General features: G+C 39.3%; 8 protein-coding genes and 2 pseudogenes. All 10 read right to left on the bottom strand.

The features are described from left to right. Positions 1-174: 174 nt before the first annotated feature. Positions 175-1,650, bottom strand: coding sequence for an AcpB/EbpR/MafR family transcriptional regulator (locus tag ECA1_RS15385; RefSeq protein WP_015508951.1), 1,476 nt, complete (start codon positions 1,648-1,650; stop codon positions 175-177). 241 nt (positions 1,651-1,891) lie between these two features. Next, entirely contained in the window at positions 1,892-4,129 is a 2,238-nt protein-coding gene (locus ECA1_RS15380; protein ID WP_060792969.1) for an ATP-binding cassette domain-containing protein, read from the bottom strand. Between the two features lie 343 nt (positions 4,130-4,472). After that, a complete protein-coding gene (locus tag ECA1_RS15375; RefSeq protein ID WP_060792968.1) occupies positions 4,473-5,054 on the bottom strand; it encodes a GNAT family N-acetyltransferase in 582 nt (193 codons plus the stop codon). 226 nt (positions 5,055-5,280) lie between these two features. Beyond that, the gene (locus ECA1_RS15370) at positions 5,281-6,300 is read right to left on the bottom strand and encodes a serine hydrolase domain-containing protein (protein ID WP_060792967.1); all 1,020 of its coding nucleotides are present in this window, start codon (positions 6,298-6,300) and stop codon (positions 5,281-5,283) included. A gap of 214 nt (positions 6,301-6,514) precedes the next feature. Beyond that, positions 6,515-7,960: pseudogene (gene nagE, locus ECA1_RS15365) on the bottom strand (N-acetylglucosamine-specific PTS transporter subunit IIBC); the annotation flags it as partial. Between the two features lie 60 nt (positions 7,961-8,020). After that, complete coding sequence (locus ECA1_RS15360) at positions 8,021-9,202, bottom strand: ElyC/SanA/YdcF family protein (protein WP_060792965.1); 1,182 nt, start codon at positions 9,200-9,202, stop codon at positions 8,021-8,023. Positions 9,203-9,994: 792 nt separating this feature from the next. Beyond that, positions 9,995-10,637: pseudogene (locus ECA1_RS15355) on the bottom strand (hypothetical protein). 482 nt (positions 10,638-11,119) lie between these two features. Next, positions 11,120-11,455, bottom strand: coding sequence for a nucleotide pyrophosphohydrolase (locus ECA1_RS15350; RefSeq protein ID WP_034857870.1), 336 nt, complete (start codon positions 11,453-11,455; stop codon positions 11,120-11,122). Further along, positions 11,418-13,112, bottom strand: a complete 1,695-nt coding sequence (locus tag ECA1_RS15345; protein ID WP_060792964.1) for a DUF2075 domain-containing protein — start codon at positions 13,110-13,112, stop codon at positions 11,418-11,420. The genes ECA1_RS15350 and ECA1_RS15345 overlap by 38 nt, the downstream gene beginning before the upstream one ends. Before the next feature lie 226 nt (positions 13,113-13,338). Continuing rightward, entirely contained in the window at positions 13,339-14,340 is a 1,002-nt protein-coding gene (locus ECA1_RS15340) for a hypothetical protein (protein ID WP_060792963.1), read from the bottom strand. Positions 14,341-14,601 lie beyond the last annotated feature (261 nt).

Here is a 14,601-nt window from a genome sequence, read left to right as displayed (position 1 = left end):
CTCAAAAACGAAGGTTATTGGGACAAATTATTTGTAAGTATGACACGCGTGTTCCTTACTAAACTAAGAATAGCGTGCTCGTTTCTCAAAGGAAAATCATTATTTTCATAAACACCTGAAATAGATGAATAAATAACATACCTATTTAAACGCGTGAACAGCACAGCAATTGGTTTAAAAGAGCGGTTTTTGATGGGGATTTATTTTCCTTTCGAGGTGTTCCCAATCGCGATCATCCGGGAGAGATTTTAACAATAAGTAATCTGTTTTGACTTTATAATCAACGAGGTAGCGATTGTAATTGGTCACGATCAAATCGATATGGGCAGCATGAAGCGTATGTTTTGTTAAATATTGCAGTTGAACAAACGTCAATTTATGCTTGCTGCCAAATCGCTGGATCGCTCTTGTTTGGATATGCTGGCACACAAAATGATCCCCTTCTAAGAGGAAATAAATGGTTTTTGCTGGTGCATAATAATCGAAAATCAGCTCGCTATAAATCGTTAAACTGACACAGATGTCTTCTAAGTAGGCAGTAGACAAAGAGAGTTTTTTGCTCTGCTCCTTAAGAAATTGTAAGTTCTTTTGGTAACTCTCACTGTTGGAACGCATGATCACCTCTTTGATATCATCCATTTCCTTGTTCAAAACCGGCGCAATCGCATGGTTAATTTTTCTCGATAAAAAGAAAGAACGTAAAAAAGTCGCAACCGTTTTGGCTTGTGCTTGGGGAACCTCATGGTTTTGAAGAAACAAGTCCGTCACAGTTGTGATGGCTTCGCCTTGATGAAATTGTTGGTAAAATTTTTCCTCTCGTTCTTCTTGATCCAAGGTTCGCTTGCACAAGGTGACTAAGTAGATCCAAGCGAATTCTTCTTTGGGCAGCTGAACCTGATAGATTTTTTCAATGCCTTCCTTCAGTGCGTATAGCTTGGAAAAACTGTTCCCTTTATACGCCTGTCTAACCAGTTCTTTCGGCATAGTGATACGATAGCCGAGGCTCGCACGCTTGATGGCAATATAAAACGTGTAGTAAAACGCTGCGGGAGTCGCCCCAGATCCGATTTCATAATAGCCGAACTTGTCCTCCAATTGACCTAAGATCAAGTCATGCAAGGCTTGATCTGGAACCAACGTATAGATCGTTTCCACACCTTCGTAATAAAAATCTTTGAAAAACTTACGCAAGTTGGCTTCACTTCCTTCAATCGTTAAGGGATTAGATGCCCACTGCAAGCCATAGCTTTTTAAAATAGGGTTTCGCTGATTGAGTAGACGCCGAAACGTACTCTCTGAAAAATGATAATGATGTGCCAGCTCATCCACCTTAGATAGTTTGCCATGGAAAATATTCCCGATAATTTCAAATAAGCATTCATTTTTTAACAAGCTTTGCTTTCTTTTTTGATAGTCTGCTGGCTTTTTCTCTTCGAAAACAAACCCGCTATTGCCCGAAACGAGGGCAATACTGTCCCCAAAATATTCTTTCATGTATTTGATATCATTGGCAATCGTTCGTTGCGTCACCTGATTGCGCTCTGCTAAGTCGCCAATCGTGAACACACGGTCTCGCTCAATCGTACTCAGCAGCCGAAACAAGCGCGCGGTCGTACGGTTGCTGATGAAGGCCAATTGCAACTCTCTCATTCATCCCACTCCTTTTCTCAAGAAATTCTTTTCTATACTATTACATAAACAGCACACTATTTGGTAATTATATACTCAAATTTATATATTTTTAATCAAAAAACCTACTAAAAATGAAAAAAATAACGAGGAGAAATTCACTTTTTAGACTTATCATATTCTTTTTTGCTGGAGGAAAAAGAAAAAAAGCCGCAAGCAGCGCTCGATGAAAGAGCTGCTTGCGGCTATTTTGGTTTTCTCATTAAAATAAATACTGGGCAGTAATCGAGGACTGGCACTCGATCAGTTTTTCTGGAATCCCTTCGTACAACACTTCGCCACCGCGAATCCCGCCATCAATGCCGACATCGATCAGCCAATCCGCTGCTTTCATGACCTCAAGGTTGTGTTCGATCACGATCACCGTGTTGCCTTTTTCTACTAGCCGTTCGATGATCGCCAAAATGCTCTTGATGTCTGCCATGTGCAATCCGGTTGTTGGTTCATCCATAATGTAGATATTGCCTTTTTTGCTTAATTCTTTTGCTAACTTCAGTCGTTGGCATTCACCACCAGACAAGGTATTCAATGGCTGTCCAAGGGTCATGTATCCTAGTCCCACAGCCAAAATCTGTTTTAGTTTTCTTTGAATCGCTTTTTCCTCAAAGAATTCCACCGCTTCTGTGATGCTCATGGCAAGGACTTCATCGATCGACTTGCCTTTCAAGCGATACTGGTAGACTTCTTCTTTAAACCGTTTGCCGCCACAGGCCTGACACAAAACCTCGACGGAATCCATAAAGGACAGTTCCATCTTGATGGTCCCGTGGCCTTTGCACGTTTCACAGGCGCCTTCGGAATTGTAGGAAAAAAGACCTGCTGAGACCTTGTTTTCTTGGGAAAATAACTTCCGAATGTCATTCATGATCCCAGAATAGGTCGCTGGATTGGAGCGGATATTTCCCGCCACCGCTGATTGATCGATCGTAATGGCTTCAGGGTATTCTTTAGCAAAAACCCCATTCACTAAACTACTCTTTCCAGAACCAGCGACACCGGTCACCACTGTAAATACTCCTAATGGCACCCGCAGTGCTGTATTTTTCAAGTTATGCAGCGTCAATTTTTTCGTTTCGATAACCTGATGACTCTGGCGAGGTGCTTCTTTAAAGTCCACCATCTGTCCAAATGCTTTGCCAGTCAGTGTATCTGAGCGCAGCAATCCTTCAAAGGTTCCTTCGTAGGTAATATAGCCGCCATTTTTCCCCGCTTTAGGACCAACATCGATAATATGGTCAGCTGCTTTAATGACATCTGGATCATGCTCCACTACGATGACGGTGTTTCCTTTGTCCCGTAGTTTGACTAACAATTCATTCAATCGATGGACATCCCTTGGATGCAGCCCAATACTCGGTTCATCAAAAATGTAGATCACATCGTTCAAGCTAGAAGACAAGTGTTTGACCATTTTTACCCGCTGACTTTCCCCACCAGAAAGGGTCGTCGTTTCACGATCTAAGGAAACATAATCCAACCCGATATTGATTAGATCAGTGATTCTCGCTTGGATGTTTTGAAGCAGTGGTTGGACACTCTCCTCCGAGATTTCTTGAAGAGCCGTCAATAGTTCATCCACTTGCATCGCCAAAAAGTCCGCAATCGAATAGCCCGCGATTTTGCACGCGAGTACTTGTGGATTGAATCGGTTTCCCTGACAGTCAGGACACTTCTGCTCATTCATGAAAGAAGCGATTTTCTTCTGGGTAGCAGCGGAGCTTTCATTGCCACCTTTGATATTGGAGCGATTAAAACGAGCGACTAAGCCTTCATAGGTGGAACTCATCCCTTCCATATACAAGGAATCGATTTTTTCTCCTTGGGCATACAAAAAGCGGTTCATTTCTTCTTCGCTATATTCTTTCAATGGCTTGTCATTGTCAAAAAAGCCCGTATTGGTGAAAGACTTCAGCAGCCAAGAGCCGACTTTATAGCCAGGAAGCAGGATCGCCCCTTCGTTTAAGGACTTTTCAAGATCCAGTGCCTTTTCTAAATCTAACCCGACGATGCGCCCAATCCCTTCGCAAGTGGGACACATCCCATGAGGGTCATTGAAGGAGAAATTCCATGCAGGGCCTAAATACGGTTGACCAAGACGAGAAAAGAGCAAGCGGATCAAAGGATTGATATCCGTGATCGTCCCTAATGTGGAGCGGGAATTGCCGCCTAAACGGCTTTGATCAACTACTACCGCCATCGAAAGATTGTCGATGGCATCCGCATCGGGCTGGCTATATTTTGGCAAAAAGTTGCGGACAAATTTCGAAAAGTTCTCATTCAGCTGTCGCCCAGCTTCTTGTGCGATCGTGTCAAAGACGATCGATGACTTGCCTGAACCAGAGACACCCGTGAAAATCGTGATTTTTCTTTTGGGAATCTTCAAGTCAAAGCCCTTCAAATTGTTCTGCCTGGCGTTGTGGATCGTAATGTATTCCTGCATGCTATACCCTCCCAGATTCTGTTGAATTTTTTCAGTGAGCGACCATTATAGCACAAACATTCTCGCTGTTTCTCGGAATTTTGAAAAAAAACTATGTTTATTTTATGTTTTGTTCTAAATGCTGGAATAGCAATGGTGGGGACTTATGCGATTTTTCGATAACTGTTGCATAGAAAGGAATTTAGCGTGCGAACGAAGTTAGAAGACAGAGCGAAGAACGAGTATTTTGAATGACCTTAAATTGCTAAAAGGTAAAAAAACACTCTATTTCCCCTTGCTTGCAAAGTGAAATGGACTGTTTTCATGAAATAACCTTTAACCGTTTGAAGCCGACTGTTATAGATCAGCTCAATGCAGTTGACGGAAACGTTTTGATCAATGTCACCGTTTCTTCTGCCCCATAATCCCCTTCGGCATATAAATCAAGATACTCTTCCAACAAATAGTCAGCAAGGTCTTGGGAAGATTGCGTAAAACCAGCCTTTTCGTAAGATTTGACTGCAGCAATATTTTTTCTAGATGGTCGCATCATCAATTTTTGAATGCCGAATGTTTCATGTAAATGATCACCGAGGGTGACGATCGCATCGGTGCCAAATCCTTTGCCGCAATGAATTTCCCGATTCAACCAGATATCCAGTTCTGCTATGCCGTCTTTTAGATGAAATGAGGAGTAGCTAATAAAGCCAATCGGTTCACCTGCATGTAGAATCAAAAAGCCTCTGCCATCTTGCGGTTGGGCACCAGTAAAGTAATACTCTTGATAGTCCTCAAAAAACTCTGCTTCAGTGGCGATCGGTGCATTAGGATAAGAAGGTGGTCCGGAATGATACTTTGTGGTTTCAGAGTGAAAACACCATTGATAGACCGCTTCTTTATCTTTGATTTCCGCAGGGGTTAAAGTGACTTTGTTGCCTGTTAGCATGTAGCATACTCCTTTGCTTAGTTAGTATATGATAGCTGCTGTGCTTATTTTAATCAAAGGTACTTTAGAAAACAACTGCTCGCCAATTCGTTTATTAAATATAGATTTCGTTTAGGAAAACAAAAAACCAATTGCTCTCTTTCATTTTTCAAAGACTTACTATGTAGGTTACATACATAAACAAGACCGAAACAGCAGACTTCCTCTCTGTTTCGGTCTTACTTCATTAGTCTACGAAAAATTCTTCTAACACTTCTTGCATTTCATAGGCATGTGCCGATTTGTTTGAACATACCGCGATCAACAACTGCTGATCTGGGTAGTAGACGGAATGGTAGTTGACACCTGGATCATAGCCCATCTGGATGTACTTCACCACTTTTTGTTCTACCACTTTCATCAAACCGCCATAGCCATAAAAAAATTCATCTTCCTCATGGACTTGTGGTGTCAAAAATATCTCGGTCATTGTTTTACTCAGTAATTGCCCGCTGATCAATGCATGCCAGAATTTTTCTAAATCTTCAACTGATACATAAGCACCGCCATCCGGTCCGCCCTTGGCTGGGATGGAAAATATATTGGTTTTAAGTCCTGATTCCGTTTCAATATATCCCAATGCCGTATTGCGAGGCAGCGTGTCTTGGGCAAAGTAACCAGCATCTGTCATTTCTGCTTTTTCAAAAATATTCTTTTCAATATAGTCGGTAAAGTGTAAGCCGCTAACTGCTTCCACCACCATTCCTAAGAGGATGTACCCTGCATTGTTGTACTTGACCTTGCTTCCCACTGGATCAGTCATGGCTTTTCTTTGAAAAAGGGGCAAAAAATCACGGGGGGTTCGCACTCGGTAGGTCGGCAAGTCTTGCCAAAGTGCTTCAAAATCATCGGATACTTCTTCATCAAAATAGTCAGGGATACCAGAGGTATGTGTCAGCAAATGATGAACAGTCACAGCTTGATCAAAGTTTGGCAATACATCGGGAACACACTCCTGCAGTGTCGTGTCAAAGCTCAGTTTGCCTGCTTCAACTAATTGGCAAATGGCTAGTGCCGTAAAAAGCTTGCAACCTGAGGCAATGCCAAAACGGGTATGGGCACGATTTGGCAATTTGTCTGCATCGTTTGCATAGCCAAAAGTGCGATCCACCAAAACCTTGTCAGCTTTGACCACACGAATATTGCCATAAAAAGCGTTCTCTTTTTGCTTTTGTTCTAATCTCTTATCAATTAATTGGGTATTCATTTTCTCTTCCTCCGAATGTTTCGTACAAGGACAACTTGTCGTCAACACCAGCCTACCCTTTTCATATTTGGAAACGCAACATCCTTATCTCCTCCTATCTGTTATCAGGGTATCATAGAATAAAGCGCTTCACAATGGTGGTATCTTTGTACTTTTTGTGCAAAGATACCCGACCATTCTATCCATCTGTCATTTCATGAGCAATGGCAACCTATCTCATCATTTGGTCCAATGCCTCAGCAACGAACCCTACATCTGTTCCAATAATCAACTGTAAATGCTGTTCATCAATGACGACAAGTCCTGCAATTGGTGGTTGTTTGAGTGCCTTTTGATCAACGATACTTACCTTTTTTACGGCAATTCGTAAGCGCGTGGCACAGTGATCGATACTTTGAATGTTTATGGTATCTCCTAATGCGACAAGAATTTTTCGGGCTAGCGCATGGTGATTATCTTGGCCTTCTTTTGCCTTCATTTTGGAAAAAGGAACGTCATCTTTCTCTCTGCCAGGTGTCATTAGATTGAATTTTTTGATAGCAAAATAGAAAGTAAAGTAATAAACAACTGCCATCGCCGCTCCTAAACCAAGCAACATATAAGGCTTATTGGCAATAGGAACCCTCAAACTTAAAAGAAAATCAATAAAACCTGCACTGAAATTGAAACCAGCCGTCCATTGGAAAGTTGCCGCAATCATCAATGATAAACCAGTCAATCCAGCATGGATGAGGTATAGCGGCCAAGCAACGAACATGAAAGAAAACTCTAAGGGTTCAGTCACCCCAGTAAAGAAAGAAGCAAAGGCTGCCGCAACCATTAATGAGCCAATCTGTTTTTTCTTCTCAGGTCTTGCACATTGATAAATTGCGTAAGCACCGGCAGGTAGACCAAACATCATCACTGGAAAGAACCCCGCCTGATACATCCCAGTCACACCTTTGACTCCTTCACTCGCCCAGAACTTGCCAATATCATCAATCCCTGCAATATTGAACCAAAAAACATTGTTTAAGGCGTGATGCAAGCCAGTCGGGATCAACAGCCGATTAAAGAACCCATATAAACCAGCGCCGATGGCTCCCAAGCTGGAGATCCAACCACCAAATGATACGAGTCCACTGTATACCGTTGGCCAAAGGAAAATTAAAACCGCCGATGCGATGGCCATAACCGCTGTTGTCAAAATCGGAACTAGTCGCTTACCACTAAAGAAAGAAAATGCCATTGGTAACTTGACTTGCCCAAATCGGTTATAGGTCTCAGCAGCAACGATCCCTGCCAAAATACCGATAAAAACATTTTTGTTATTGATGGCAGAAAAAGCAATATTGACCGCTTCAGCATCTATACCCTGAAACATAGCTACAGCGCTCGGTGTTAGCAACGTGATCGGTGTTAAAAAAGCGACTAGTCCAGAAACAGCGGCAGCACCATTCTTATCTTTAGCCATACCATATGCCAGTGCGACAGCAAACAAAATACCTAAATTATCTAAAATCGTACTACCAGTCATCAGCAAAAAGGCAGCAAGTAAATTGTTACCTCCCCAACCACTAGGATCGATCCAATAACCGATCCCCATAAAAAGTGCTGCAATTGGTAATGTAGCCACTGGTAGCATCAATGAACGCCCGATTCGTTGCATATATCCTTTCATCTCTCTTGATTCCTCCAACTCTGTCATTTGTGTGATGTGTTTTTGAATCGAATACCTTTCTCATCGCTGCAAGTTTGGGTATTGCCAGATGCCTTCGATCCGCAGCAAATCACGGTACAAAACAAGGCGCTCTTGTTCCGTTGAGGTTTTGATCAGCTCTTCATTATCTGGTTCACCAATGATGTCTATCTCGTATTTAGGCTTTCCTTGTGGATGCAGCTGACCATTGATAATACGATCCGCAGTTTCAAACAAAACTTTTCCGCGGCGGACATGACTCGCAGAACTAATCACTGTGATTTTATTACTGAAATCAAGCTCATTTGCTAAATCAATTGAAAATAAGGCATTTTCAATCGTATCTGTTGCCAATGCTTCTTGAATAATTCGCTTCTCGTCAATGCCATTTTCAATCAACCATTGGTGCATCAGTTTTGCTTCCGTATTCTCTTTCTTCGGAACGCCTCCTGTCACAATGATTTTCGCTGTAGGATTTTTCTCCAAAAGTTTCAATGCATGCTCTAAGCGATTGATCAACGTTTCCTGCATTTGCCCTTCATCATCTAAGGCATAACCGAGTAAAATAAATAAGTGGTTTTCTTCGTATTCTTTGATCGCAGTCGGCACTTCTTGCTTGCGTACCGCTTCTATGCGTTCAAATCCATCTTTGAATTTTTCTGTTTGGGCTTTATTTAAGGTTTCCATTTTCTTATACACTGTCTCATCAAAGGAGCCTTCTAATAAACCTGCATATACGTAATACTGAACAAGTGCTTGATAGTTTTCTGGTTCTTGCTCAACTACACTTTTAAAAATCGCCACTGCTTCATCCAGTTTATTATTGATCACTTTTGTACTGGCTAATGAGCGTCGATAATCAGTGGTGACTGGATCTAGACGTATCACTTGCTTCAGCAGTTCCTCACGTACTTCTTGATCCCCTTTAAGGGTCAATCCAGCAAAAACCTCACGTTCATTTTCCTTGAGGTCTCCCCCGTGCCAATAATAATACATTGCCTTATCTAACAAATAATCGATTCGTTCTTGTGTTGGGTTATTATTTTCTAAAGTGCTAAACCCATCTTCCGTTTGTTCTTCTGCAGTTGCTGATGCTATACTTTGTTCTGTTTGTTCACTTGTATTGATTGTTGTATCGGAGGTTTTCGTTTGGTTCATCTCCGTGCATCCGCCCAATACGAGCATTGCGATCATCAATAAAAGATAATAATGCATTTTTTTCATAAAAAGACCTTCTTTTCTATTTAATATTTCACTTCTTGAAGGTAAGCGGATTCAAAGGGATGAACCCGCTTGCCATGGTAAAGAAAGCGACCTTCTTTTTTTAAGAATAGAAACCTAGGCAAGTTACGCACTTCTAGTGGATAAAGCTGACCCTAGTTCGTCTGCTGTCACACTGGTTCCTTATAGACTGAGGGACAACACAAAGTAAGATTTCATCATCGCTATCCCCTCTTCTATACCGTGGACATCACTGTCTGTCTCACCTCGTCAGGTGTAATCGACTTCTTTCTAATCGTCACTAGAAAGGCGTAGGTTCTTTCTTATCGGCGCCAATAAGAAACGAAACACACGCAAAAAAAGTCATCAGACAGGAAATGTCCAATGACTTGACACAGCAAAATAAACCTCCAGCATCCCGCGTTTTTTCCGATAAAATCGCTGGAATCACTAGAAAAACCGCGAGATTTTCGGTACAATAAACACGTTGAGCCTTTAGGGATCAACTATGGCAACTTGATTGGTCATCCTGTTTAGAGAAGTGACTGATCAGGGCCTCGTAAGTCTGCGCCAACAGAATTACGGGGTGCCTATTTTTTTTGGTTTCTATTCGTTTACATTCTATAGAATGTCTTTTGGAAAAGCAAGCGAACATCGCAATAAAATTGTAAATAATGGTCAAAAATATAAAAACTGTTGTGATTTTTTTTCGATTCATATAGAATTATCTGTTACTTTGCGTATTTATAAAAAAAGGAGGACCGAATCATCCATGATTCAGTCCTCCTTTTCGCGCTAGACAAATACAAATAAAATTCCGGAGCAGATCGTGCCTACCAATAGCCCACGAATACTGCCTTCTCCTTCATTGGGTAACTCAAATTTCATGATATTCACCAGCAAAGCGGCCATATTTGTTATAGAGGGCACCATGATGGTGATAGAGCAGCCAATCGTTCATGAGAAAGTGCAAACCAAAGGCAATAAAGTAGGTCAAAATGTAAAAACGCTCCGATAGCGTATTGGCAATCACGATATAGCCGATCATGATATTGTAGATCACATGAAAAGCGATATCCGACCAAAAAAAGGCGTTTTTGGCACTGGTGATGTCTTTCTTTTCTAACACCATAAACGTCCGCTCATCGATTTTGTAGATCACGTAACTGAAGACTAAGCCAAACAAAACGATGCCATAGACTCCATGACTATAAAAAATCCCCGAATCCCAGCCAAATTCATCGATCAACACCGTTTGAAAATAAGCCAAATGGGGCAATAGATGAACGATCGCATAGGAGATTCCTACCCCAGCGGCAAAGGAGCTCATGTATTGCACGTTTAGTTTTCTGGATGAGATAACATTTGAAGATAGATGGATGAAGATAAACCCTAAAGTGATCATGCAATTTACAAGATTGTTTGTTAGATACGTCATTGTTTTCTCCTTCTTACATTCCGTTTTCGGCATCGTTTAATCGCAATTTTCAATAACAAAGTCTTTTTAATTAGTTATTTTTGGTTATTTTCATGAAATATTCTTGTTTACTATACAGTAAGTGAGCTTGGGGGGCAATAGGTTTTTTAGGTTTTTGGGGAGAAATATTTTTGATAGAAAACGACCTTCATTGTTGCCGATTTTTTACCGATGATCTTGTCTTCATTTTCGGATAGGATAATCTTGTTTTTGCTCTAGCAGATACTAGGTCTAACTTCATTTTTATAAAAAATTGCGCTTATTTGAAGTTAACTTCAAATTTCCGAAAAATTGTAACCAATTTGAAGTTATCTTCAACTTTCTCAATTATGACAGATTTTTGATGTTCGTAACCAATCACTGATGAATTCAGAAAGCTGTTGTTGCTCCTATTCCATCAAAAAAAAGAAGCAAGAACTTGCAGCGTCCTTGCTTCTTTTTTGTTACAATTCATTATACTTCTTTTTCGAATCTTTACTTTCTTTCACCGGATACTTCATGTTGTTTTTTTCCAGCTTTTCTTTGATGATCTCATCAATATCAAGACCCAAATTGTCTGCCAGCATATAGGAATAAATCAGAACATCGGCAATTTCTTCTTTTAGATGTTCGAAATCTTGAGTAGCTTCTTTAGGTGTTTTCCATTGAAAAATCTCCAATAATTCGGCGGCTTCGATGGAGATAGAAATAGCTAGATCTTTTTCATTATGGAATTGTCGCCAATTGCGATCATCTCGGAATTTATTGATCCGTTCCATTGAAGAGGGTTGGTTTTGCATGGTTGGACTGGCTCCTTTCGTTTTGTAGGGTTAAGAGTTTTTGGCGGAGATTGGGATTGATTGCATAGATGTAAAGCCCTTTGATTGCTCGTTTCATTAATACATTCAATGAATTAAGGATGATCGTTTCTTTGGCTTTCTTCGTCAATTCTTGGTTCATATCGTCACGTCCCGTAAACGCCCCTTTGTCCTCATATTTATCGATATCGATGACAAGCTGGTCGGTCTCTGGATCGTAATCAACGGAAGGACCAATGACGACTCCTACATTGTTTAAATCAAAGCCTTGGACGGTGTAGATTGAACCGACTTCACTGATTGTATCTGGTCGCTCCGCCCATGTTTGCTTCGTATCGGTCGTATTCCATGGCAGGTTGATCCCACCAGGATCTACAAGATAAGAAGCTCCGTCTTTTTTATGAACATAATCGAATGTTGAGATGATCCGTGACAGACCTTCCTTTTTATCGAGAGAAAAGATTTTATTCTTCAACGCATCATGGGTTTCCATAATCTGAAGCTCAAAAGATGCTATCGATTCTGGAATCGGTGTTACACGTTTTTCTACGATATCATCGATCCATTGAATAATTTGTGGACTACTTTTCATTCTTAATTGATCTTTTAGCTGAAAGCGAGAAGCATTGTACCTTTTCTGAAACTGATCCAATTTGTCCTGATCCCAATAACTTTTGATTTTCAATACTTGCTTCGGATCAAAGATACAAATCGTGATTTTTGCTCGCTTGATAATCTCTTCTAGTTGGTTTTCATAGTGAAAACTGTTATAGCTGTCTTTCTTCGTTAAAAGCAAATGGGCCTCATCCACAATAACGATGTCTGGGTGCAACTTCTGATTATCTGTTTTATTAATAAAGGAAGTTGGCTTTAACATATGATTCTTTTTTAAATTTGGCAAACTTTCTGCCATTGTATGATAGGTTTTTAACATTTCTGAATGGTTGACCAACAAATAGTTATCGGTGCCTTTTAATACAGGCTCTGACTTTGTATAGTCTTGAAGGGTGTTATAGAGAGATGCCAATAGGACGCTCTTTCCCGTTCCAGCTTCTCCTTCAATCATCAAGACTTTTTGTGTTTCATCCTGCTGAATCGCTTGTTTACAGTACTCAATGATTTCAAGTTTTATATCTAACTGTTCTGGCGTCAGTTCTTTAAAAGGAGATAATTTATATACATCTTTGTTGCGAATCGTATCGATTGAGTGCTTCGCCAACTGACGCCTTTGCAATTCTTCCCATAACTCTTGGAAAACCACTTCATCATAATACTCTTTTTCATAATACTGATGCATCTGCACCTGTCTTGTTTGACTGACATTTTGTAACTGAAACTGCTCATCCCCAATGAAGTGATTGATCAAATTGGTTTCGATATTGTAGGTCGCTGATTGATTGAATTTTTCATGTCCGATCAGTAAGACTTCTTTAATTTCTTTGCGCTTAGAGTTATTCAAGTGCTGCTTCAATCGTTTGTTCACTTGAACCGTTTGACCAATGTACGCAACAGGTCTTTTCTTTTCATTTCGGTTGTAGAGTATGTAAACGACTGGGTACTGATCGATATATGCCGTCGTTATGCTAGATAGCTCACCTTTCTTGAAATGATGATCTTCTATGATTAGTTGGTTGGTCATCAATTATTTCTCCGTTGTTCGCTTGATTTTGTGTATACTTGCATGTATTGAATGGTCCTGATTTTAGTATAACATTGCTTGCCTTTAGCTCAAATAACTAGCGACTTCTAATTGCCATATGCTACTCAAACTCTTCGTATGTATCAAATCAATCTATCAATATTTGTTTTCCTCATTCGACAAGCTACATGCTTGCTGATATGTGATTTGTTCGTAATAATGAATTTTAATCATTATTTTTTTTTGAGTTTGAATAAGCCCAAGTTTGAAATGTTATATACATTAGATTAATTGACAATGCAATACTTATACTAGAAACAAAATCTAACCAACCCATTTTATCAGTTATAATAAAAACACTACTGGTAGTGGCGATAGCGGTTAATATAGAAAAAATACTGAGATATGTTATTACCCTAAATTTAAATATCTTTTTATCAAAAATAGTATCTTTGATAACTGCAAAAAAATATTTTCGTCTTTTCTTATTAACTTCTTCTCTCGACTCATTATAAATAGATTTGTCATATATTTGCTTCATTTCCACTATTTTATTAATTCCCTCTGAACTTTCTAATAGTACTAACTCAGGTTTTATTCTTTTAATTATGTAGAAAATCTCATCATTAATATCTTTAATAAATGTTCTTTTAACATAGAATTTGTTTTTAAAACTTCTATATTGATAATAGTAGAAAACAATCAATAATATATATAGAGTTGTAACAAGAACTAACTCTAACAATAGGTTTCCTCTTATACCTTCTACATCTCTGATCATATTATTATACCGTACCAAATTTGCTTTTAAATCTTCTTGACTGTAATCTCTAAAAAATTGATTCACTGTCTCTTTTTTTTCTATTTTTTGTATATAGTCTAATTTGTTACTTTTTTCAATTTCATCTATTAAAGAAACTTGTCTTTTTTTCTGTTCCTCCTCATTATTTAAAATCAATTCCAACTGATCCTGAGTAATCTCTTGATAACTGTTTTCTCCTTGAAATAATCCATTTCTTAAAACAACAATAATGATCAACATCAAAAGAGAACAGAAAGCAACGGAAATATATTCCACAACACTTCTCTTGGCTTTAGAAAGATTGGTTTCTATAGCTCTTTCAATATTCGTCATATAGATTTTATTGGAAAACATATTAATTGCAGCACTACATAGCCCTGCAGCTACTACTACAATTCCAAGCCCACTGGCAATCATTTCAATCATTAAAATATACTCCTCCTATACTATAACAAGTCTTATAAAATATTTAAAATCATAATAGCACACATATCCACTTATATTTAAATTGATTTGAACAAAAAGCAATGTTTTTTTTAAGCTTAACGACAAAAAAGATTGATGAGTGTTTTTCCACCCATCAACCTTAAGAAACATCTATTATAGTCTTAATGATTTAGGAATTATTAACTATCCCCTAATTCCTTCTGTTATACTAGGAAATCTTTTTAATACTAATAATTAAAC

The sequence above is a fragment of the Enterococcus casseliflavus NBRC 100478 genome, assembly GCF_001544095.1.
In the GTDB taxonomy this organism is placed as follows: Bacteria; Bacillota; Bacilli; order Lactobacillales; family Enterococcaceae; genus Enterococcus_D; species Enterococcus_D casseliflavus.
Note: the sequence above shows the minus strand (reverse complement) of the source record. Positions and strands in the feature narration are given on the sequence as shown.

Bases quoted from the DNA above. Each gene is read 5' to 3' on its own strand.
- ECA1_RS15375 (WP_060792968.1), bottom strand. From the start codon at position 5,054: ATGCTAACAGGCAACAAAGTCACTTTAACCCCTGCGGAAATCAAAGAT.
- ECA1_RS15350 (WP_034857870.1), bottom strand. From the start codon at position 11,455: ATGCAAAACCAACCCTCTTCAATGGAACGGATCAATAAATTCCGAGAT.
- ECA1_RS15340 (WP_060792963.1), bottom strand. From the start codon at position 14,340: ATGATTGAAATGATTGCCAGTGGGCTTGGAATTGTAGTAGTAGCTGCA.
- ECA1_RS15370 (WP_060792967.1), bottom strand. From the start codon at position 6,300: ATGAATACCCAATTAATTGATAAGAGATTAGAACAAAAGCAAAAAGAG.
- ECA1_RS15380 (WP_060792969.1), bottom strand. From the start codon at position 4,129: ATGCAGGAATACATTACGATCCACAACGCCAGGCAGAACAATTTGAAG.
- ECA1_RS15385 (WP_015508951.1), bottom strand. From the start codon at position 1,650: ATGAGAGAGTTGCAATTGGCCTTCATCAGCAACCGTACGACCGCGCGC.
- ECA1_RS15360 (WP_060792965.1), bottom strand. From the start codon at position 9,202: ATGAAAAAAATGCATTATTATCTTTTATTGATGATCGCAATGCTCGTA.
- ECA1_RS15345 (WP_060792964.1), bottom strand. From the start codon at position 13,112: ATGACCAACCAACTAATCATAGAAGATCATCATTTCAAGAAAGGTGAG.